General features: G+C 27.9%; 16 protein-coding genes and 1 other RNA gene. 16 read left to right on the top strand and 1 reads right to left on the bottom strand.

Going from position 1 to position 22,732, the window contains the following annotated elements:
• Position 1 precedes the first annotated feature (1 nt).
• The gene (locus tag ACSH4Z_RS02470) at positions 2 to 7,987 is read left to right on the top strand and encodes a hypothetical protein (protein ID WP_438340404.1); all 7,986 of its coding nucleotides are present in this window, start codon (positions 2 to 4) and stop codon (positions 7,985 to 7,987) included.
• A gap of 37 nt (positions 7,988 to 8,024) precedes the next feature.
• An RNA gene (gene rnpB, locus ACSH4Z_RS02465) (RNase P RNA component class B) lies at positions 8,025 to 8,336 on the top strand.
• A 671-nt stretch (positions 8,337 to 9,007) separates the two neighbouring features.
• Here rnpB and ACSH4Z_RS02460 read toward each other — a convergent pair.
• Positions 9,008 to 9,319 (bottom strand): hypothetical protein, encoded by a 312-nt coding sequence (locus tag ACSH4Z_RS02460; RefSeq protein WP_438340403.1) that lies wholly within the window; start codon positions 9,317 to 9,319, stop codon positions 9,008 to 9,010.
• Between the two features lie 395 nt (positions 9,320 to 9,714).
• Here ACSH4Z_RS02460 and ACSH4Z_RS02455 point away from each other — a divergent pair, with 395 nt between their 5' ends.
• The 14 genes from ACSH4Z_RS02455 (at position 9,715) to recA (ending at position 22,660) form a co-directional block, all read left to right on the top strand.
• Positions 9,715 to 10,464: a DNA-processing protein DprA gene (locus tag ACSH4Z_RS02455; RefSeq protein WP_438340402.1), complete on the top strand. Its 750-nt coding sequence runs from the start codon at positions 9,715 to 9,717 to the stop codon at positions 10,462 to 10,464.
• A 109-nt stretch (positions 10,465 to 10,573) separates the two neighbouring features.
• Positions 10,574 to 11,290 carry a purine-nucleoside phosphorylase gene (gene deoD / locus ACSH4Z_RS02450; protein WP_438340401.1) on the top strand — a complete coding sequence of 239 codons (717 nt, stop codon included), beginning with the start codon at positions 10,574 to 10,576 and terminating at the stop codon, positions 11,288 to 11,290.
• The gene (locus ACSH4Z_RS02445; RefSeq protein ID WP_438340400.1) at positions 11,290 to 12,585 is read left to right on the top strand and encodes a thymidine phosphorylase; all 1,296 of its coding nucleotides are present in this window, start codon (positions 11,290 to 11,292) and stop codon (positions 12,583 to 12,585) included. Before deoD ends, ACSH4Z_RS02445 begins: the two co-directional genes overlap by 1 nt.
• A 28-nt stretch (positions 12,586 to 12,613) precedes the next feature.
• Complete coding sequence (gene deoC / locus ACSH4Z_RS02440) at positions 12,614 to 13,276, top strand: deoxyribose-phosphate aldolase (RefSeq protein ID WP_438340399.1); 663 nt, start codon at positions 12,614 to 12,616, stop codon at positions 13,274 to 13,276.
• Positions 13,277 to 13,308: 32 nt separating this feature from the next.
• Positions 13,309 to 13,935: a uracil phosphoribosyltransferase gene (gene upp, locus ACSH4Z_RS02435; RefSeq protein ID WP_438340398.1), complete on the top strand. Its 627-nt coding sequence runs from the start codon at positions 13,309 to 13,311 to the stop codon at positions 13,933 to 13,935.
• 84 nt (positions 13,936 to 14,019) lie between these two features.
• A complete protein-coding gene (locus tag ACSH4Z_RS02430; RefSeq protein ID WP_438340397.1) occupies positions 14,020 to 14,976 on the top strand; it encodes a Cof-type HAD-IIB family hydrolase in 957 nt (318 codons plus the stop codon).
• A 1-nt stretch (position 14,977) separates the two neighbouring features.
• Positions 14,978 to 15,676 (top strand): ribonuclease HIII, encoded by a 699-nt coding sequence (locus ACSH4Z_RS02425; protein WP_438340396.1) that lies wholly within the window; start codon positions 14,978 to 14,980, stop codon positions 15,674 to 15,676.
• A gap of 164 nt (positions 15,677 to 15,840) precedes the next feature.
• On the top strand, positions 15,841 to 16,269 hold the full coding sequence (rpsF, locus tag ACSH4Z_RS02420) for a 30S ribosomal protein S6 (protein ID WP_438340395.1): 429 nt from the start codon (positions 15,841 to 15,843) through the stop codon (positions 16,267 to 16,269).
• Between the two features lie 29 nt (positions 16,270 to 16,298).
• A complete protein-coding gene (locus tag ACSH4Z_RS02415; protein WP_438340394.1) occupies positions 16,299 to 16,763 on the top strand; it encodes a single-stranded DNA-binding protein in 465 nt (154 codons plus the stop codon).
• A 15-nt stretch (positions 16,764 to 16,778) separates the two neighbouring features.
• Positions 16,779 to 17,093, top strand: coding sequence for a 30S ribosomal protein S18 (gene rpsR / locus ACSH4Z_RS02410; RefSeq protein ID WP_438340393.1), 315 nt, complete (start codon positions 16,779 to 16,781; stop codon positions 17,091 to 17,093).
• Between the two features lie 128 nt (positions 17,094 to 17,221).
• A complete protein-coding gene (locus tag ACSH4Z_RS02405; protein WP_438340392.1) occupies positions 17,222 to 18,436 on the top strand; it encodes an AAA family ATPase in 1,215 nt (404 codons plus the stop codon).
• The gene (gene pheS, locus ACSH4Z_RS02400; RefSeq protein WP_438340391.1) at positions 18,429 to 19,367 is read left to right on the top strand and encodes a phenylalanine--tRNA ligase subunit alpha; all 939 of its coding nucleotides are present in this window, start codon (positions 18,429 to 18,431) and stop codon (positions 19,365 to 19,367) included. The genes ACSH4Z_RS02405 and pheS overlap by 8 nt, the downstream gene beginning before the upstream one ends.
• Positions 19,368 to 19,387: 20 nt before the next feature.
• Positions 19,388 to 21,565 (top strand): phenylalanine--tRNA ligase subunit beta, encoded by a 2,178-nt coding sequence (locus tag ACSH4Z_RS02395; protein WP_438340390.1) that lies wholly within the window; start codon positions 19,388 to 19,390, stop codon positions 21,563 to 21,565.
• A 96-nt stretch (positions 21,566 to 21,661) separates the two neighbouring features.
• Positions 21,662 to 22,660, top strand: a complete 999-nt coding sequence (gene recA / locus ACSH4Z_RS02390) for a recombinase RecA (protein ID WP_438340389.1) — start codon at positions 21,662 to 21,664, stop codon at positions 22,658 to 22,660.
• Positions 22,661 to 22,732: the final 72 nt, after the last annotated feature.

The raw sequence follows: 22,732 nt of genomic DNA, 5'->3' as shown, positions 1-22,732 counted from the left end.
CATGAAAACGAAAGAAATGATTAAAAAAGTTACTAAAATAACTGCTGGTTTATCACTTGGATTAGTAATCCCAATTACTTCTATTTCTTGTGATAATAAAAAAGCACCAGATCAAGCAAAACCTAAAATTCAAAAGAAAAATATTCAAAAACCAGTTAGCGGAAAAATAAATTATGTTGCCATCGGTGATGATTATGCGGCTGGAAATAATAATAGTTTTAATGCTCATAGTAATAACTTTTTTAGCAAAGAAGATAATGAAGTATACGGAATTTCATATGCCTCATATTTAGCTAATTCAATCTCGCTAATCAATGATGATGAAACAATATTAAATAGATATGAAAATCTGGGTTTATCTTATTCTACTACTGATGCTTGATTGCATTTATTAAAACCAACCAATACTAGCAATTTAAATGAATTTAATGAGGTAATAAATCTAAATAAAAAATTAGGTTTGTATAATGCTAATTTGAATAGTGAAAAGGTTATTAGTAATATTAAAGAATCAAATTTTATAACCATTTCATTAGGATTTAATGATATCTTTAAGAAAGATGAAATTTTGTCATTAGTATTAAGACAATTTAAAGATAAAAAAGAAGAAAATCAATTTATTGTAGGCTATAATAAAATTATTTCAGCAAGAATTGCACAATTGTCAAAAAATTATACAGAGATAGTTAGGGAAATAAAGCAAATAAATCCTAATATAAATATCAATCTAATTGGATATAGTGCGCCTTTAATTCATACTATCAATATTCAAGGTAATTTTCAAAATAACGTTTTGAAAACAACAACAGATTTATTGAATAAAACAATTAGCAATATCGCCGACAGTGAGAGTTTAAACTATTATAGTTTTTCATCTGAAAATAGCATTTATGAAAATGCTGAACAATTTTCGACTGATTATTTAAGTATCTTTCCAAGTGTCAACGGTTATAAAAAACTTGCGCAAGACATATTTGCAAAAATGTCTACAAATATTACAGAATATAATTCATTATTCAACAACAATGAATTTTCAAATCACAATAAAGCAATTTCATTTATAAAAAAAGCAACAACAATTAAATCATTAATTTTTGGAGTAGTTGGAAATAATGTAGATACATTTAAGAAACCGTATCCATTTGAAAAAAATTCAAAAAATAGTAGTCTTATTGCTTCTGAATCAAGCAATGTTTTTGCTCAAACTGTTTTGGCTGAATTTAGTAGTAAAATAAAAATGCTAAATAATGAACAACTTAAAACTTTTATTGATAACGTTCTTTCAATTATTGGCATTAATGATAAAGAGGCAAAAACATGATTTAATGAATTAATAAATTCATTGATATCTAAGCATAAAAATAAATTAATAGTTTCATTATTTGAACAGCTGTTTGATTCAGTTTATGTTCAACACTTTCTTAATAAGGCAAATATCAAGGTTTCGCAATTATTGGCAAAAAAATCCCCTCAAAATACTTTAACATCTGAAATTAGGAAAATTCTTACGCAAGAATTTCAAGATAAAAACAGCATATACTTAATCTTAAAATCAGTATTAAATTCTAACTATTTATCTAAAATCGAAAATAAGGTTTTTATTAGACAAAATTTAGCTTCATTAATTAAAATATTATTTTCAAACAAATCTATTAAGCAACTATTTCCACAAGAGCTATTGCCATTATGAGATAAGAAAACAATGGATAAAAATATAGTTGTAAAATTTGATAATCTTGTTAATAAGGCAGTGGATAATTTATTAAGCAAAAGCGAATTATATTTTGCTAATACTAATTTTGATGGTTTTATAAATGATATTTTGAGGGACTCTAAGAAAGAAATTATTTCTCTATTTCAAGCAATTGTTGATTGATTAACCAAAGATAAGGGATCTCTAAAAAAGATTATTGATAAGATTGCAACCTCCTTAAAAAATGTTTATAGAGTGCCACAAGAAAGACTTGATGACATTAAATATTTCATTCAAACAACAGTGGAAAATCTAAAGGATTTTAAGTATTCATACGAACTTCTTGATCTTTTTGTAGAAACTACACTCGATTCATACAAAGATAATAAGTTGTTAGATACACATTCATTTATTAAAGCATTTGTTAAGGGGTTGCTATTTAATACAAAGGATGCCAATAAAAATAATCGTGTCTTTTTTGCTCTAATTAGCAATGTTCCTAGAACGCCTAATATTGATCTTAATAAATACTATAATGGAATAAAATATCTCGGAGTTGGATTAGCGCAAGCGGAAAATATAATAAATTCAAATAATATAAGTAACCTGCTTGATGATCAAACAAGAGAAGCTATGCTTACATTGCTTAGAAATATTGCAAATAATTCTGATAACATTTTGAATATAACAGGTAAGAACTATATAAAAGACTTATTTTCATTATTGATTGACGATATCACTGCAAAGGGTAGCTTATTTAACCAAATTTTAGATAGACTTGGGGACTATGTTGTTATACATCCATTAATTAATTTCATTAAAAAACAAGGTTATGAGAAACAAATACTATCAGCAAATCCCGAATTTAATAATATAGAAGAGTTTGTAAAGTCTAGTTATTCTTCATTATATAAATCAGTTAATAATAAGATAATTATTGATAAGCTAAAATTTTTGGTAAATGACATTGTTGATAATGGTAAGCTATATGACAAAAGTTCACTATTTGCTTTTGTTGTTTCAACCTTAAAAAGAGTACAAGAAAATGGATTGATAACATTAGTAGAGACTTTATTGCAACAAATATCGAGTAAGGAAAATACTAAATTATTAGTGAATGTTCTTACCTCATACATTAATTCATCGTTAAATGTAAAACTAACCAATGTTGAAAAAGAGCTGATCGAAACTTATATACAAAGCATTTTAAGAAACATTAAGGATTCAAACTTATTTAAACACTTTATTGATAATTTTAAGAAGATAACTAAAAAAATTGATATATCAAAAATCGACACTTTTGATAAGCTGGGTTTATATCTAAAAGAAGAATTAAGCAATCTTTTGATTGAATCAACAAACCCCGGTGCAATACAAATGTTTCTTGATTTTTTAAGCCTAAAGAATACAAAAGAAAAAGATGGATTTAACAAATTTATTAATGTTTTATCAATATTTTTAAAAAATGAAAATAATGTTGATTTTATTCTTGACAAGCTAAATCTTAAAAAAATTGTTGCGGATATCCCTAAAAAGATTGATTTTGCAAAGCTGCCCCAAAATGTTAGAGATGATGTTAAAGGGTTATTAAATAATGTATTGGCATTAATAATTAAAAAATGAGATGACAAGATAAATCCAAAAATTAAGGAATTAATTAAAAATTCAGTTTCAAATGAAAAAATTAAAAATGTAAAAAATTTAAATGAATTATTTTTCTTATTAATTAATGAAAATAAGGAATTTTTGAAGGAATTTATTTTAGACATAATAAACAATGTTATTTTGGTTAATCAACAAAGCGAGCAAAAAACTGTTGATATAGTTGTTTATTTAATTTCTACTCAAATTAATTACACAAAATTAAGTGTTAATGAACAAGGAAACATCAAATCGATAGTCAAAAAAGCAATTGCCTTTGTTAAGGATAAAAAAATATTTGGCCCATTGGTCGAAAGTTTATTAAATACAATGACTTCAAATATCAAGAAATTTGGTATTGATTTTAATAAATATGACTGAGCAAAAATTGTTGACTTTATTGATGATTTAGATATTATAAAAATTGTTGAAGCATCTGAGGATTTCTTTATTAACAAGATATCAAAAGATGAGCTAAAAACATTATTAAAAACTCTTCTTCTGAATGCTGTGCATCTTTTTGCTTTGAACGAGAAGTCAACAAATGATGAATCTACAGCATCTTCATTGCAAGAACCAACTAAAAAAACTATTCCAAACATTAATGTTGAAAAAATTTTAGGTATAGTTCAAAAGATCTTGAACAAACTTTCTTCTGAAAATAAGAAGGAATTAATACCTTATTTAGTTGATGCTATCTACGATCTAAAAGAAAATGAAGGTTTTAAGAAATTCTTATCTGATTTACTATCTAAATCTCTTAAAAATGGCAATCAGACAGTTATTAAGGAAATATTAAATAATAAAGGAGATTATTCACTATTAGCTAGTCTACTTATTAACAAGTCATATAGCCTTTTATTAAACGAAGAAAATAAACAAGGTTTAGTTTTAATTTTAAATAGTTTATTTGCCGATGACAAACCGATAGTTTTAGATGCAAATAAACTTGTGATTAAATTATTTAAAAATGTTAAAACAAATAATTTATTAAATTTCATTAAAACCAATTTAGACCGTATATTGGGTGATGAGGAATTGTTGGATGTGATTGCCAGATATCTAATTAGTTTAGTAAAACAACAAGTAAACATAAAATTTAGTGGCAATGAAGATCTAATAGTACTTAATTACCTAAAATCATTATTAAAATCTATTCCAAATAATCCTTTAATCCATAAATTAAAGAAGAATTTGGAAGAAAAACTCAGCGAATTAGCAGATACATCAAGTTATATTGATTTTCAAAAAAAATTGAGCGACGCCCTTAAACAAACATTTAGTTTTAATAAGAAAAATATAGAACAAATTTTTGATCTTTTAATTATAAAACAAGACAAGAAAGCACTAGGTGAAAAAAAACTTGTAGAAACTTTAAAAGTATTGTTAGGCAAAAAAGAGTTTTTAGAATTTATTTTAAAAAATATTAATCCTAAACAATTGATTAATAATATGTTTGATAATATAAATTTATCTAATTTAAATTTAGGAGAACATTCAAAAGGAGCTCTTACTTCAATAATTAAAGACACGAAAGATCTTATTAATCTAAAATATAATGATCTTGTTTCGCAAAATATCAATGAAATTATTGAAAAATTATTGCTTGAGGATGTCCTAAAGAATGTAGATTCTTTTGAAGGCTGATTTAAGAATTTCTTCATAGTTAACGAGGATTGGATAATTAAAAAGGTAGACTTAATTCTAAATGATATTTTATTATCAAAAGAAAGCGAACAATTAAAGCAATCAATTGCTAATTTCTTAGTTGAATTTGTTGCCGAAAAACTTAATGGCATTGAATTTAAAAACGGCCAAAAAGAATCGCTAAAAGCAATATTTAACAAGGCAATTAATTTCCTCCCAGATCTTAATATAAGCAACGCTATAACTAAATCTGTTATTAAATTATTAGTTAAAAATATTAACCAATATCAATTCAATTTTGAGAAATATAACTTTAATAGTGCGTTCGACCTTATTAGCATATTTAATAAAATAAACATAGATAAGTTAGACCAATTCTTATCAGGATTAGACTCGCATGACTTAGCTAATATTATTCTTTTAGTTATAAATAATTTTGATAAGCTAGAGTTGCTTTTTACTACTCCATCTGTTACTTTGCAGGAAAAATCAAAGAATAAAACAATTGTTGAGTTCAATAAAAAAGAGGGAATTAAGATAAATATAAATGATATTTTTAGATTAATTAAAGTTGGATTTTCAATTTTAAATGCCTCTGATCGCGAGTCTATCAAAAAAGAAATTCCTAGTCTAGTTCAAAAGATACGTAAATCTCCAAAAATAAAAGAGTATGTAAAAACTAAATTAGACTTTTTAACAAATCTTATTTTAAAAGTTGACTCAAACGCTCAAGATTTTGCTGACAAAACAAAAGAAAAGATTATTGAATTTATCTTTGATAAGGAAGATACTAAGGACCTTATAACTAACTTTATTAATACACTAATTTCCTTAGACCAAAAATCATTAGAGAATATTCATAATATAAATGAATTAATTAAGAAACTTTTGAACCTAAATAAGTCTTCGATCAGTGACTTTATTAAAAAAATTGTTTCTAATGCCACTTCTGATGAAGCGTATATTAATAGTTTAGTTAAATTTGTGTTGAATGCAATTCATTCAGAATTAAAATTTGATTCAACTAGCGACGAGTTTGAAAATATTGCTAACTTGGGTACCAGAATTATTAAAAATCTAGGTAATAAAAATATTGTATCAGACATAATAAGTAAGCTTTTTGTGAGTCTTGTTGACATTGATATTATTGACCCAAAGGGCCATTTTGATCAAAATATATTGATATCAAAAATAATTTCAGGGTTAAAGAAAATCGATTGAAAGGCTTTATTTACATCCCGAAATATAGAGGATATGTTTAAATCACTTATTGGAAATAACATATCAAAAGAACAGTTAGTTAAAGAATTTAGTTCTTTATATCATTATTTGGAAAGAAATATACCAAAATTGACTAATCAAATAAACAACCAACATACAATATCTAATAACACTCAAAATGTGCTAAATCCAGTTATTTCTGATGAACAAAAAGAGTTTTTAAAGAATATTGAAGGCACAATATTCAATGTATTAACTGGCTTGAATGGTTCTCTTGATTCTAGCGAAGCTGTTGGCAAGGAAGCAATAATCGAGGTTGTTCATACAATCTTTAAAGACCAAATTAAAAAGATAAAATGGCAAGAAATAAAACAAGATTTAATACCTAAGTCCGAATTGCAAACTATAGTTGATAAATTTGCAGACAAACCAATTTTAAAAACGTTAATTAGCGATGTTATATCTGATTTTCTAACAAAACCAAAAGTCCAAGCAACAAATATTGGCGAAATAGTAACTAAAACATTAGAAAAAGTTTCACAAAAATTAAAAGATAATGTAACAAAAGTGCTGGAAGCAGTTGTTGAAGACGATGATTTAATGAAGATTGTTATTGGTCATGTATTAAATTATTTAAAATTGGAAAATGTTACAGCCGAAGACATTTCATTTATCAAAGAATTAATTAGCGCTATTTTTAAAGAATTAATCGAAACTGATTTTTATAAACGAAAAGTTGTTAAGAGAACTATCGATCATATTGTTGGCTATAGTAAAAATTTTTCAATATTTGAACCAGTCAAATGACTCCTTGATGCCATTGAAAAAATTAAGGCCGGATTTTCATTTAATGATCTTAAGATTATTGCTTCTTTTGTTGGTGAAACTAAGGCTATTAATGGTGCTCGCTTGATTAAGCTTATAAATCTATTATTTGGAAAAAGTAATTTAAAGGATTCGGTTTTATATAATGGTTTGCGAAACATTAATATGAATCCCGATCCAACAAAGCGTACTAATATTAATACTCTACTTGATTTTGTAAGTATTGGACAATTAAGCAATTCGACTTCAACGAGCAACATTCAAAATGATGATCCAGATAATATTTCTCCCGACCTTGATGCACTGTCATTGATTAATGAAATCTTTAAAATGTTAAGTATTGAATATTATAAGAATCAAAAAACTCAAGATAGTAGTTTTAAAGTCAGATCTAAGACACCTGAATGGCAGGCGTTATATCGTTTTAAGGTGGCGATTGATTATATTCTTTTTGAAACATTTGGGCGTGAAACAGATATTGCTCAACGTGATGTGAGTCAAAGAAAAATTAATTTATATACAGGTGTTCGTTCGTTATTATGAGAGATTCAGGAAGGAACTAATATTTCGGCCATTCCGTTTTTAAGCTCTAAATTTTCAGGTATGCAAAGCTATTTTACAAAAGATATTGATCGTCGTCAATTTACTAATTATGCAGTAAGCGAATCTGGTTTTTGATTTGTCAAGTCATGAGCTTACTTTGATGATAGTAATTATGGTCCTGAATCAATTACTTATTTAATTACTAGTTCTGGTTATAATGATAAAGAAAAGGGCAATTTAACTAGATTTAAATATAAAATTAGCGAGGCCGGACAAGCATATGAGATTTCTAAAAAAGAATATATCTTACTAACTTTAAAAGAAGGCGGTTATGGTAAATTTATGAAATTAAATAATAAACGTTCGAATTCATCGTGGTCTGGACTTGATAAAATTGATCCTGAAGATTTCTATTAGGATTTAGCTAAAAAAATAAAAATAGAGTAAAATAATTATGCACAGCCAACTGCTGCATAATTATTTTATGTAGAGGAAAATCCGCTCTAGCACTTGCTGCGATGCAAGTAGTGATCATGCTAGGCCAAATAAGCCTAGGCAGTTATTTAAATAATTGACGACTAGTGCAACAGAGACGAGCTTATTTAGTTAAGGTGCAACGATGTAAACTCCATGAGTTAGAAACCCAAATTTTGGTAGGGGAACCTGATTAATATAAATGAATAAAGATCGGGAAGCATATTATTTTAATATGTTTAGATAAATAGTTGGCGCTGTTAATTTACAGAACAAAAAGCGGTTTATCGTGCAAAAAGGCATTTTGTGCCTTTTTATTTTTTTATGCACAGCATTTTTAGGCGTTGATAAATTTAGTCTAATTTTAAGAACTATATAAAAATTAAATTTATAGAGATAAAAGCGAAAACTAAAGCCTTTTATCTTTTTTAACAAAAAATAAGTCACTAATTTTCATTATTTGGTGAATTGGGTATCTACATTATATTTTGGAATAAAATTAAATATGTAGGGATGTTAAAAAGGAACAATTATGAAAAGAATGAAATTATTATTACCTATACTAACTATAACGCCTTGTTACTGGAGATTATAATTTTGTAATAAATAATAAGAAAAGAGATAAATTAGAAAGAAATGTTTAACTATAATGGAGTTAAACATGATGGGAATGAAATGAATTTTTTACTAAAAGAAAAGGGGTATATTAAATAATGAGTAAAAAGAAGAAAATAATTATTGCTATTGTAACTATTTTGGTTATTGCTTACATTATATTTGTAATATTTGGTTTTGCTTCATCATTAGAAAGAAGATATACAGAATATAAATAATGGAAAATAAAAACAATTCTAAATCAAAATGAATAGCAATACTAACCATTTATACAATATTTGTAGTTTTATTTTTTATTATAACACTTCTATATACGCAGTATTTTTTGGATTATGAAGCCCGGCAATCTTATCCTCAAGTCATTAAACATGAGGAAGCAGTAGCAATATTTTGATATAGTGGATTTAGAGCCACAATTTTAGTTTTAGGGATAATATTAATCACATTTTCCGTTATCTTATATATATGTTTTAAATCAAAAATAAAAACTATATCTAAAACGAACACAATAATAATTAATATATTATTTGCAATTAACATAATTTTATTATCGATATCAGTTATACTAGATGCAACCTTACTCAATGCAATTGATGTTCTTTTATGAAAACTAAAAAGCAATAAACCGACTGAATTCTTAAATCCAAAGCACAAAGCCATTTCGATAATTTATTATGAAAATCTAGAAGTATTAGAAGCATTTCTATTTCTATCATCATCATTATTTGTAATTTTATCGTTCCTTAAAATTTACTATTTCGCAAGCGTAATTCATAAAAATTATTTATTAAAACAACATTAGAATAGAGACTACAAAAAAGATTTGAAATACACTAGAATAGGCAAATATAAATATTATAACGTCATTTAAGTATACTTTTTGTTGTGTTATTAGCGAAATTTTAGATAAAAATTGGAGATGTATTTTATATAGCATATGGAATTTCATCTTTTTATAAAAAGGCATTTTTGTGTCTTTTTATTTTCACTGTTTTTTCCCAATTTGGTTGAAGAAATCATCTTCTTAGCATATTATGTTTATATGTGGAGGACGAATGAACGAAATACTATTATATTTTATATTTAAATACAAAGGTGATTGAAATGATGTTTATAAGGCAATAAAAAATAAGGAAGAAATTAAAGAAGAAGAATTTGATACATTTAAATTTAAAATTCATGAGAAAAATAAAAAATTTATAACTATTTTAGATGATGAATACCCTAAACAACTTTTAAATATAACTAAGCCACCATTTGTATTATTTTATGAAGGAAATCTTAATATCTTAAAACAAAGCAATAGGCAACAATGCATCTACTTAACAGGATCATATGAAACTAAAAATATAATTGAATATATAGAAAAATACAAAAATGACAATGATAGCGTGTTTATTAATTTATATTGGACTGGATTAGAGCAAAAAATCCTAAAAACATTTTTGAAGCGTAATTTTAAGGTTATTATATTGCTTCCATGTGGAATTGAATATGCTAAAAACAATTTAAATTTAAAAGAATTTTTAAATGATAACTGTTTAATTATATCCGAATATCCTAGTGAATATCACATAACTAAAAATGCATTTTATAGTAGACAAAGAATTAACGCTTGTTTATGTCAAAAGATAATTTTGCTTTCTTCATTGGAAAAAAAATATAACGGAACAATTAATGAGTTTCTTGACCAAGGTAAAGATGTGCAATGCTTACTCTTTAGAGATCATTTAAGTGAAGATCAAAATATTGATTTAATTAATGAGGGGGCCACACTTATAAATGATAATAATCAAATTTGTTAGGACTTTTATATATCATAAAGATAATTAAAAACTAATTTTGTAATAAAATTTTTAATGTAATTAAAAATATGGAAATATATAAGAAAAAAATAAGAAAAAAGGAGATTTTATGACACCTCATATAAATGCTAAAGAAAATGCGTTTGCAAAGTTAGTTTTAATGCCTGGTGATCCCTTGAGAGCTAAGTATATAGCTGATAATTACTTAGAAAATGTTGAATTAGTTTCTAATGTAAGAAATGTCTTAATGTATACTGGTTTTTATCAAGGAAACAAAGTTTCTGTGTGCGCTTCCGGGATGGGTGTTCCATCAATCGGAATTTATGCATATGAACTATTTAAAGAATATGGTGTTGAAGCAATCGTTAGAATTGGTTCAGCAGGATCGTTTAAAGCAGAATTAAAAAATTATGAAATCGTTCTTGCATCATCTGCATATAGCGAAAGTACAGCTTTTAGAAGTTCAATTATTAAAGGAGATAAAAATAATATCGCAATACCAAGCCACGACTTGAATGAATTGATCTTAGATTATGCTAAAAAGTTGGGAATGGATGTTCATTTTGAAAGAATTTTAAGTGAAGATGCATTTTATACAGAAAAAACTATTAGCGAAAGAATTGAAACATCTGGTGGTGCGGTTTGTGCAGAAATGGAAGCATATGGTTTATTTACTGTTGCTGAAAGATTAAACAAAAAAGCTGCAACATTATTAACAATTTCTGATAATCTAGTTACAAATGAATTTACAACTAGTGAAGAAAGACAAAATTCATTTAATGGAATGATGAAAATTGCTCTTGCACTTGCTAAGGATTTTCAATAATGAGAATAATTGATATCATAAATAAGAAGGCTAATAGAGAAGAATTAACAAAGGAAGAATTAGAATTCTTTGTTGAAAACTATGTTAATGGAAATATTCCTGACTACCAAGCTTCAGCCCTTCTTATGGCAATTCGTTTAAATTCATTAAATGAAACAGAAACATCGTATCTAACTAATGCAATGATAAATTCGGGTGACACAATTGATTGGTCATATTTAAATACAACTATTGTTGACAAACACTCAACGGGCGGAGTTGGAGATAAGGTAAGTATTGTGTTATGTCCAATACTAGCGGCGCTTGGTCTTACAGTTGCTAAAATGTCTGGCCGTGGCCTAGGACACACTGGCGGAACATTGGATAAACTTGAATCAATTTCCGGATATACGATATCTCTAACGGACAATCAATTTAAGACTGTTGTTGAAAAACATCACATTGCAGTAGTAGGACAAAACGAGAGACTAGTTCCAGCAGATAAAAAGATTTATGCACTACGTGATGTTACAGGCACTGTGGAATCCATACCCTTAATTGCTTCATCAATTATGTCTAAAAAGCTAGCAACAGGTTCAAATTGTATACTTTTAGATGTTAAATGCGGTAATGGGGCATTTATGAAAAATATTGATCAAGCTGAAAAACTTGGTAAATTAATGATTGAAATAGGTAAAAAATTAAACAAGAAGATTGCAGTTGAAATTACAAATATGGAGAAACCTCTTGGCCGTGCTATTGGTAATAAAATTGAAATTCTCGAAGCAGTGGATACTTTAAAAGGTATGGGTCCTAAAGATTTTACCGAAATTATATATTCATCGGGTGCTACATTGCTTACTATTTCAAATAATGCTAAAGATGAGCAACATGCCAGAGCAATGATTAAAGAAGTTATCGCTAATGGTAAAGCATTGCAAAAATTCAATGAATGAATTAAAGCGCAAAACGGAAATGTTGATGAAGTTTATGAATCTAATTGATTTAATCCAACATATAAGTTTGAAATCATTTCACAAAATGAAGGATATCTAAAAATTAATTCAGCTATTGAATTTGGATTAGTGGCCATGAAACTTGGCGCTGGAAGAAGCAAAAAAGAGGATAATATTGATTTTGATGCTGGTGTTTATTTAAATAAAACAACAAATGATTTTGTTAAAAAAGGTGATGTTTTATTTACTTTATATTCATCTAAACCAATCGATGAAAAGCTATCTAATGATTTAATAGATAAAATTGAGTTTGGTTCAAAACCTTTTGAAACCAAAGAAGTTCTAACTAAATTAATGTAATTAAAAAACAAAAAATAGGAGAAAAAAAATGCTAAATAAGTTAATTGATCATACCTTCCTTGGTCAAGCAGGAACAACAAAAGATATAGATAAATTAATAGAAGAGGCTAAAAAATATGACTTTAAATCTGTTTGTATAGCGCCTTCTTATGTTAAATACGCAAAAGAACAATTAAAAAATACTGATGTCTTAATTTGCACAGTTATTGGTTTCCCATTAGGATATAACGTTGCAAGTGTTAAAGTTTTTGAAACAAAAATCGCTCTTGAACACGGTGCAGATGAAATTGATATGGTTATGAATGTTGGGCGTTTTAAAGACAAACAATATGAATATGTTCTTAATGAAATTAAAGCAATTAAAGAAGTTTGTGGTAATAAAGTTTTAAAAGTAATTATTGAAACAGCACTACTAACAAATGAAGAAATTGCTAAAGCAACTGAAATAGTATTACAATCAGGTGCTGATTTTATTAAAACGTCAACTGGTTTTTCATATAGAGGAGCAAGTTTTGAAGATATTAAAATTATGAAGGAAGTCGCTAAGGATAATTTATTAATTAAAGCATCTGGTGGAATCAAATCACAGGATGATGCATTAAAAATGGTTGAATTAGGCGCTAATAGACTAGGTACCTCAAAATCAGTTACAATTATCGAAGGTAAAGTAGATAATAGTTCAAATTACTAGTTAAAAATTTAACAAATAAGTAAGGACAAAATATGGTAAAAATTTTTCAACACCCTCTTATCAATGCTAAGTTGACAAAGATGAGAGACGAAAACACCACTCATAATGAGTTTAGGCAAAATCTTAATGAAATAGCATCTTTAATGGTTTATGAAATGTTAAGAGATTATCAAACTAAGCCGTTAGAGGTCAAAACACCAACAGGTTCAATTTTTCATGGCGAGCAATTGGATAAGGAGATTGTCATTATTCCTATATTGCGTGCTGGTCTTGGTATGGTTAATGGTATATTGGATTTAGTACCACAAGCTCGAGTTGGTCATATTGGAATGTATCGTATCGAGGAAACCACACAAGTAGTTGAGTATTTTTTTAAAATTCCTAATGTTGAGAAGGATAGCTATGTAATTATTGTTGACCCAATGTTGGCAACAGGTTCATCGGCTTGCGATGCTATTAGTAGATTAAAAAAACAAGGTTTTATAAACATTAAACTTATATGTTTGGTTGGTGTTGAACAAGGGATTAACAAGGTTAATATTGAGCATCCTGATGTAGATATTTATTTAGCTTCAAAAGACGAAGAATTAAATGAAAATAACTATATTCTTCCTGGTTTAGGAGATGCTGGTGACCGTATTTTTGGAACAAAGAAATAGAAAGAGAGACTATGTGTCTCATTTTCTATTTTCTACCTTATTTTTAAAGAAAATAAATATTTAAATTTTGAAGAAAGGAAAAAAATGGCTTTTAATAAAGAATCAAATAATAGAAGATTTTTATTTGCTCTTGATCTTGATGGTACATTGTTAGCAGATTCTGGTGCTGGAACTATTCACCCTAAAACAGAAGAAGCAATCAAGAGAGCTATTAAGGAAGGACATATTGTATCTATCATAACTGGTAGACCATGAAGAAGCACAATGCCGGTTTATCAAAAACTTGGATTAAACGCTATTGTGGGTAATTATAATGGAGCTCATATACATAATCCTGCAGATCCATTCTTTATACCAACAATAACATATCTTGATTTGAATGAGGTTTTATACATTTTAGGTGATCAAAAAGTTAAAAAAGAAATTTCAAATTATGCTATTGAAGGGCCGGACTGAGTTCAATTAATGCATAGAGATCCGAACCTAGAGAAGGTCTTTGGTTTTAATCAAGCTACAAAATTCCGCGAATCAATAAATTTGGAAAAATTACCCTTAAAACCAACAGGAATAGTTTTTGATTGTCAACCTACAACTGATGTTCTTGATTTGTTAACATATTTAAAAAGAAGATATGGAGATCTTGGCGAATTTTCATCTTGATCAAAAGGTGAAGGATTAAGCCCTGTTTTTGATATTACATCTATTGGAGTTGATAAAGGTAAGGTTATTTCTTTAATGATGAGATATTACAACATTGATATTGACGATACCATTGTAATGGGAGATTCATATAACGATCTGAGCATGTATGAAATCGGCAATGTGGGGGTTTGCCCTGCGAACGCTGAGCAAGCAATTAAGAAGGTTTCGACAGTTGTGATGCCTCAAACAAATAAAGAAGGAGCTGTTGGATACTTTATTGATGAATTCTTAGATAATCCAGATAAATATATTGAAATGGCTAAGAACCTAAAAAATGAATCAAAGAAGAATTTAAAAACTGTAAAAGCCGATAATTTTTATAATAAAGACGAAAAATAATATGATGACAAAAGATTCTGATTATATTGGCGTTGATGAAACGGGAGTAGGCGATTATTTTGCTCCTATTGTTTCAGTTGCTTGTTTTATTCCGGAAGAAAATATTCAATTAATTAAAAATCTTGGCGTTAAGGATAGTAAAAAACTTAGTGATTCTAAGATAATGGGGATTGCTGAATACATTATTAAAAATAATGTTGTTTTGTTTAAGGATACAACAATGAGCCAGAAGGGTTATAATAACTTGATTAAGTTTGGAATTAATAATAATGCAGTTAAAACTCTTATTCATATGAATTCAATTGATAGATTGCAGAATATTGTAAAAAATAATAAAAAAGTTGTTATTGACCAATATACAACATTGAATAAGTTCAATGAGCATATAGCAAACCTTTATAATAAGAATCTTATCAAGAAGAATATTTTTGAGAGAATTAGTTTGGTACAAGAAACAAAAGCTGAGGATAAATTTTTATCCGTGGCTTGCGCTTCCATTTTAGCAAGATATATTCTTCTTAAAAAGATGGAAGCTCAAAAAGCTAATTATGATGGCTTTGATTTTATACTTGGAGCAAGCGATTTGGTTATTAAACAAGGAGTTAGTTTTGTGAAGAAATTTGGGATTTCTGAGTTATATAACGTCGCAAAGTTTCAATTTAAAACAACAAAGAAAATTCTTGAAGAACTAGAAAAATAGCTGTGTTTTGTGTAACTTAACCATAAAATTTATATATTGAAAAAATCCCTATATTTTCTAGTAAAATAATTAGGTTAAAATATTTTAATTTTAAAAAATTATTAACAAAAGGGTGAGACTCCTTGGCCAATATAAAGGCCCAAAAGTCCAAAAGGAGAACTATAATGTCAAAATATGAAATTATGATTCTAGTTAACCCTACATCAACAGAAGAAAGTGTTAAAGATTTAGTATTCTCAGTATTAGATGAAAAAAACACAAAATTCGAAAGATTAGAGAGAACTGAATTAGCGTATCCAATTAACAAATTAACACGTGCAACATATTTCTTGATTTTAACAAGTGCACAACCTGAATTAATAAAAGAATTAACAAGAAAATTTAATATTGATAAGTCAATTATTAGATCATTAATTATTAATTTAAATTCAGAAAAAGGTTTGAAGCCAAGAAAACAAAGAAGATTTACAAAAAGAAATTTTGAAAATAGAAGATCATTTGATAAAAATGAAAACAAAGAAGCAACATCAAATGATAGAAGAAATGAACAAAGAAGACCATACATTAAAAAACAACAACCAGTGGCTAAATAGTTAATTTTATTTTATTGGAGGCAAAAGTTATGAACAAAGTTATTTTAGTCGGAAGACTAGCTTCAAAGCCATATAAGGGGATTACTGCTTCAAGCGTTGAATATTCAAGGTTTACAATCGTTGTAACTAGAACATATTCGACGCCTAACTCTGAACCTGTTGCGGATTTTATTCCATGCGTAGCGTGAAGAAGCAATGCATCATTTATTAACAAATTTTTAGATAAAGGGTCGTTGATGCTAGTTGAGGGAACTTTCCAATCAACAAGAACAACTGATCAAAATGGGCAATTAATTAATAATTATGTTGTTAGTGCTGATAAAATACAATCTCTTGAATCGCGAGAAGTTACTGAGGCTAGAAGAAAAAATAATTTTAAAGAGTTTAGCATTTCCAATGAAGAAAATAACAAGGTTCCAACTAGTGAACAAGCATCTACGGAACATACAAGTGATGTTGATGATGCCATAGATGGTTTGAGTTGAGACTTTTAAATAAAGGAGAAAAAAATGGCGAGAATTGTTCGTAAGAAATTATTCGTTCGTAAACGTCCATGTCAATTTTGTTCAAATAAATTACCTGTTGCTTATGTTGATTATAAAAATGAAGAACTATTATCAAAATTAGTAAATCTACAAGGAAGAATTATATCTTCAAGAATAACTGGAACATGTGCTAAACACCAAAGAGCGGTAGCGTTGGCAATCAAAAGAGCAAGATTAGTTGCTATTTTGCCTTATATTGGTCCAGTTAAAAAAGAATTTGTTAAGAAGGAAGCAACCCCAAAACCAGTGGTTGATACTACAACACAGGAAACAAAATAAATTTATTTTATAAATAAGTGCACACGAAAGTGTGCGCTTTTTTATTGGTAAAATTGAATGAGAGTTGCTTTTAAAACACCATCATAGAATATTCTTATAGTTTTTTAATTTCAATTATAATTAGTAATATGAAATTAAACCTATCTAATCAGTTGCGCCCTAATAATTTAGATGATTTTGTTTGTTCAAAAATTAAAAGAAACCTTTTCAATTCTATAATCAAAAATAAAGATCTTTCTTCATTTATTTTTTATGGTAAACCAGGTTGTGGTAAAACTACAATAGCTTCAATTCTTGCTAATCAAATGAATGTTAATTATGATTTTTTTAATGCTGCTATTGATAAGAAGGATGATTTACTTACAAAAATCAAAAATAATGACATTTTAATAATTGATGAGCTACATAGATTAAATAAAGATAAACAAGATATTTTGTTGCCTTACTTAGAAGACGGTTTTATTACCATTTATGCCACAACTACTGAAAATCCTTATTTTAAAATACAACCAGCATTGCGTTCAAGAACTCATATTATTGAAATGGATTTTCCAACGCAACAAGATATTAAAAAAAGACTACAACAGATATCTATACAAATGCAATTCGACTGATTAAAAAATGTTGAAATACAAGATTTTATTGCCACACAGGCTAACGGCGATTTTCGAGGAGCCATAAATATTGTTGATCTTATAAGTAAACTTAGCACAAGTGATAATATTACATTGGGAAAAATTAAAGAGTTGGTCCCCTCAATAAATTTTGCAAGTGATAATAATGCCGATAATCATTATGATTTGCTAAGTGCTTTTCATAAGTCATTGCGAGGTTCCGATCCTGATGCTGCTTTGTATTGAGGGCTATTAATTTTAAAAACTGGGGACACTAGCGATTTATTTCGTCGAATGTTATGCGCCGCTTATGAAGATGTTGGGTTAGCAAATCCAATGGTCGGCCCACAAACGCTAGCAGCAATTGAAAGTTTCGAGCGATTAGGATTACCAGAAGGTTATTTGCCGATTGGTTTTGCAATTCTTAATATTTCTTTGAGCCCCAAATCAAACTCAGGATATCTTGCTATACAACAAACTAAAAAAATATTGGAACGTAATTTAATTTATCAGCCTCCTTACTATCTTAAGGAATTTAATTTGTCTGCAAGTTTTAAAAAAGAGAAATATAAGTATCCTCATGATTATCCTTATCATTGAGTCCAGCAACAATATCTGCCCAATGAATTGATAAATTTAAAGACATATGAATATCAAGGCCAAGGTTGAGAAAAGAAAGTTAAACAATACTGAGAAATAGTTAAAAAAAAGGAGAACAATAATGTTTAATTTGGATAAAATCAATAATTTAGAAGACTTAAAAAATATTAAAAATCAATTTAATAATTCTCCTGAATTAAAACAATTAATGGAGCAATTAAAAACAGCCTCTAAGGAATTAAAACCAGAAATAGGTAAAAAAATTCAAGAATTAAAAAAACAAGCAGAAGACTTTTTTGATATAGCAAAGGATAAACTTAATAATTTAGAAATCCAAAAACAACTAGAAAAAGATTTTGTGGATTATGCCACTCCTGTTGAAAATGAAGGTTCAATTCATCCCGTTAATCTTGTTTCTCAAAAATTTAGAGAGTGGCTTTTATTTAATGGTTATATTGAGCTAAGTTATTCTGAAATTGAAAATGATAGATATAATTTCGAGAATTTAAACATTCCTGCATCACACCCAGCGCGAGAAATGCAGGATTCCTTATATTTAAATAATAATGAGCTTTTAAGAACACATAATACAGGAATAAGCGCTCGTGCACTTGAGAAATTTGCTAATAAGGAATTTTCACAGTTTGCCATTGGTAAGGTTTATAGAAATGATGAAGAAGATAAAACACATACTCACCAATTTACACAACTTGATTTAGTGAGCGTGGGTAATGTTTCCTTTGCGTCATTAATGTATACATTGAAAGAAATGCTTTCTTATGTACTTGAGGAAGACATAAAAATTAGGCTTCGTCCATCATATTTTCCATTTACAGAACCTAGTGTTGAGGTTGATATTTTTTTTAAAAATAGATGAATTGAGGTTTTGGGAGCAGGCATGTTAAATGATAAAGTTTTAAAATCTGCTGGTTATACTAATATGATGAACGGGTTTGCAGCTGGCATTGGAATTGAAAGAATTACAATGATTAAATATGGTATTGAAGACATTCGAGAGTTATATACCAATGATAAAAGATTTTTAAATCAATTTAAATAGAGGTTTAAGGAGTTAAGAATATGATTTTTTCATTTAAAACATTATGTAGATTAGCTAATTTACAAACTCATACTATCGAGGATGTTGTTGAAGCAATAAATTCAATTGGTTTTGAAGTGGAACAATATTATAAATTCAGTGATGTTGAAGGTATAAAAATATGTCATGTTACAAATACATACGAGAATCCTCAAGCCGATCGTTTAACAGTGTGCGAGGTTGAATATAGTGACGGACATAAAGCTATTATTCAAACAACTGCAACCAATATGAAAAAAGGTCAGTATGTTCTTTCCTTTGTTCCTGGTTCGAGAAGTAAAGAAATTATCTTTGCTCCAAGAAAAATGAAAGGCATTACTTCGGAAGGTATGTTTGTGAGTTTGGATGAATTAGGTTTTAATTCGAATGTAATTCCAGAGGAATTTGGCAATCAAATATTTCAATTAGATAAAATAGATTTAAATATCGACCCAATAACCTATTTTGATTTAGATGATTATATGATTGAAGTTTCAATTCTTTCTAACCGTGCTGATGCGCAATGTTATCTTGTTATGGCTAGAGAATTAGCGGCATTTTTTGATACCGAGATAAAATGACCAAAAAAGGCAAACCCTAACTTGATTTCTTCATTTGAGGTCAAAAAGTTAAATGATACTCATTCTTTTTCATTGGTTGAAGCGTCTAATAGTAATTTAAGATGTTCATTACAAGAACAAATGCTATTATGAAGACATAACATTAAAACATTTAATAATGCTGTAGACCTTACCAACTTAGTGCTTTTATTTGCCGGCGTCCCATGTCATATTTATAATAAAGAAGACCTACAATCAAATGTGTTTAATGTTGATTATTATAGCGGTAAGCTAAATATTTTAGGTAATAAAGAAGTTGAATTAAAAAATGCACTTTGTGTATTTAATAATGAAACGCCTATATCTATTGCTGCTACTATAGGTTTAGAACAATATCAATTTAAGAAAGAATCTCAAAAAGTTATATTTGAACTTGCTTCGTTTAATATTATGGGTGTTAGAAAAAATGCTAAGCAAATCAAATTAAATACAAATTCATCAATGCGTGCAAGTCGTGAGATATCGGATGGCTCTTTGATTTTGGCTTATAATTTTTTAGCTCAATATTTAACTGATTACTCGCATCAAATCAATGTTCCCAAAACCCACAAGAAGAGCATCTTAATAGATAAATCATATTTGAATAAATGCGCAGGGTTTTCAATTAATAAAACTAAAAAGTTTAATGAGGTAATGAAAAAAATATCTAAACTTGATTTTAAATTTAAAAATGATGAATCAGTTGTTGTTTTTCCAACTTATCGCTATGATTTAAATACTTTGCAAGATTTCGTTGAGGAGGTCTTTAGATTTTATGGTTATGATAATTTTCCACTAAAACAACCTAAAATAACAAGATTAAATTATGATATTAACAACGTTTATGAATACTATAGAACATTAGCAAATAAAAATTATTCAAATGTTAGAACATATACACTAATAAAACCTGAGGAAAATATTTTCGATCCTTTTAATATCAGAGAAATTTTGAATGCAGTGGATGCAAAAAATTATGATCACTCGCAGGTTCGTCTATCATTTATTCATAGTTTGAATGAGGTGGCTATTCATAATGAGAAACAAGGTTTTAAAAAAGGGTCTTATTTTGATATCGGAATGATCGGGCGCAAAATGAATATTTTGGGTCTTTGTTCAAATATTAAATCATTTGCTGAAATTAAACAAGATGTTATGTCATTGACTAATAAACAATTAGAGTTTAAAAAAACACATAGCACAATTTTTCATCCCAACGCATCATGTGTTATTTATCTAGGGTCAGAAATGATTGGATATATAGCTAAAATTCATCCCCAAATTATTAACTCAGATTATATTTTTGCAGAAATAATGCTTGATAAATTATTAAATGATTCTAATACTTTTATTAATTATCGACATGAACCTATAAAAACAAGGGATATTACTTTTGAACTAAATAAACACGAAACTGTTGAAAAAATCATTGAAAAAATTAAGTCAATAAAGGGCATTTATTCATACAAAATTATTGATACTTTTTATAAAAATAATGATACTAAAAATGTTACATTTTCCTTTTTAATTGAGGATTGAGCAATTAAAAAACTTGAGCAAGTTTTTGCTGTTTCTAAATAATTCAAATTTATATTTTTTTCATCTGTTTTCGCTATTTTTTCCTAAAATACCCTACTTTAAAAGCGAGTATTGCAAAATATTAGTGGAGGCAAAAATATGAACGAAACAAACATAAAAAAGGTTGTTAATATTGATCAAATTTTGAAGGAAATTGAAAAAGAATTCGGTAAGGAATCAATTATGTTATTGGGAGAAGAACCTAACATAATTCCAGAAACATTTAGTTCTGGTTCTTTAAACATTGATAATATTCTCGGAATTGGTGGATGGCCAAGAGGCAGAATTGTTGAGATATTTGGTCCTGAAAGCAGTGGAAAAACTACATTAGCATTACATGCAATTGCCGAAATTCATAAGAATGGCGGTATTGCTGCTTTTATTGATGCTGAACATTCTATTGACCCAATATATGCTAAAAACCTTGGCGTCGATATTAAAAATTTAATTCTAGCTCAACCAAATTCCGGTGAAGAGGCATTAGAAATAGCTGACAGATTAGCCAAAACCGGTGCAGTCGATTTGATTGTTATTGATTCAGTGGCCGCATTAGTTCCAGAAGTTGAACTAAATGGCGAAATGCGAGACCAAACAATTGGTGCTCAAGCTCGATTAATGTCGAAAGCATTAAGAAAAATTACCGGTACATTATCTAAAAATAAAACAACGATTATATTTCTTAATCAAATAAGGGAAAAAATTGGAGTATTGTTTGGCAATCCAGAAACTACAACTGGCGGTAAGGCGCTTAAGTTCTATTCCTCGATTAGGCTTGAGGTAAGAAAGTCACAAAATATAACTAGCAACGGTGATATAACGGGGAATCAAATTAAATGTAAGGTTGTTAAGAATAAATTAGCCCCACCATACAAAAGTGCACAAATTGAAATTGTATTTTCAAAAGGTGTATCAAGGGTTAATGAGATTATTCAATTAGCAGAGGAATTTATGATTATTTCTCGTAAAGGTTCATGATATAACTATAATGGCCAAAATATTGCCCAAGGTCAAATTAATTTATCGCTATTGTTACAAACAAATAATGAACTCTATAGTGAAATTTATAATCAGGTCATTGAAAAATTAAACAATGTCTAATGTTTATTAAAAATGTGTTTACTTATAAAGACTTGTTTAACCTAAAAAACGTTAAATTATATATAATTTAAA

It is taken from the genome of Mycoplasma sp. 125 (assembly GCF_051549845.1).
Classification (GTDB): Bacteria; Bacillota_I; Bacilli_A; order Mycoplasmatales; family Metamycoplasmataceae; genus Metamycoplasma.
The sequence above is the reverse complement of the archived record's forward strand: the minus strand, read 5'-3'. Positions and strand labels throughout refer to the sequence as shown.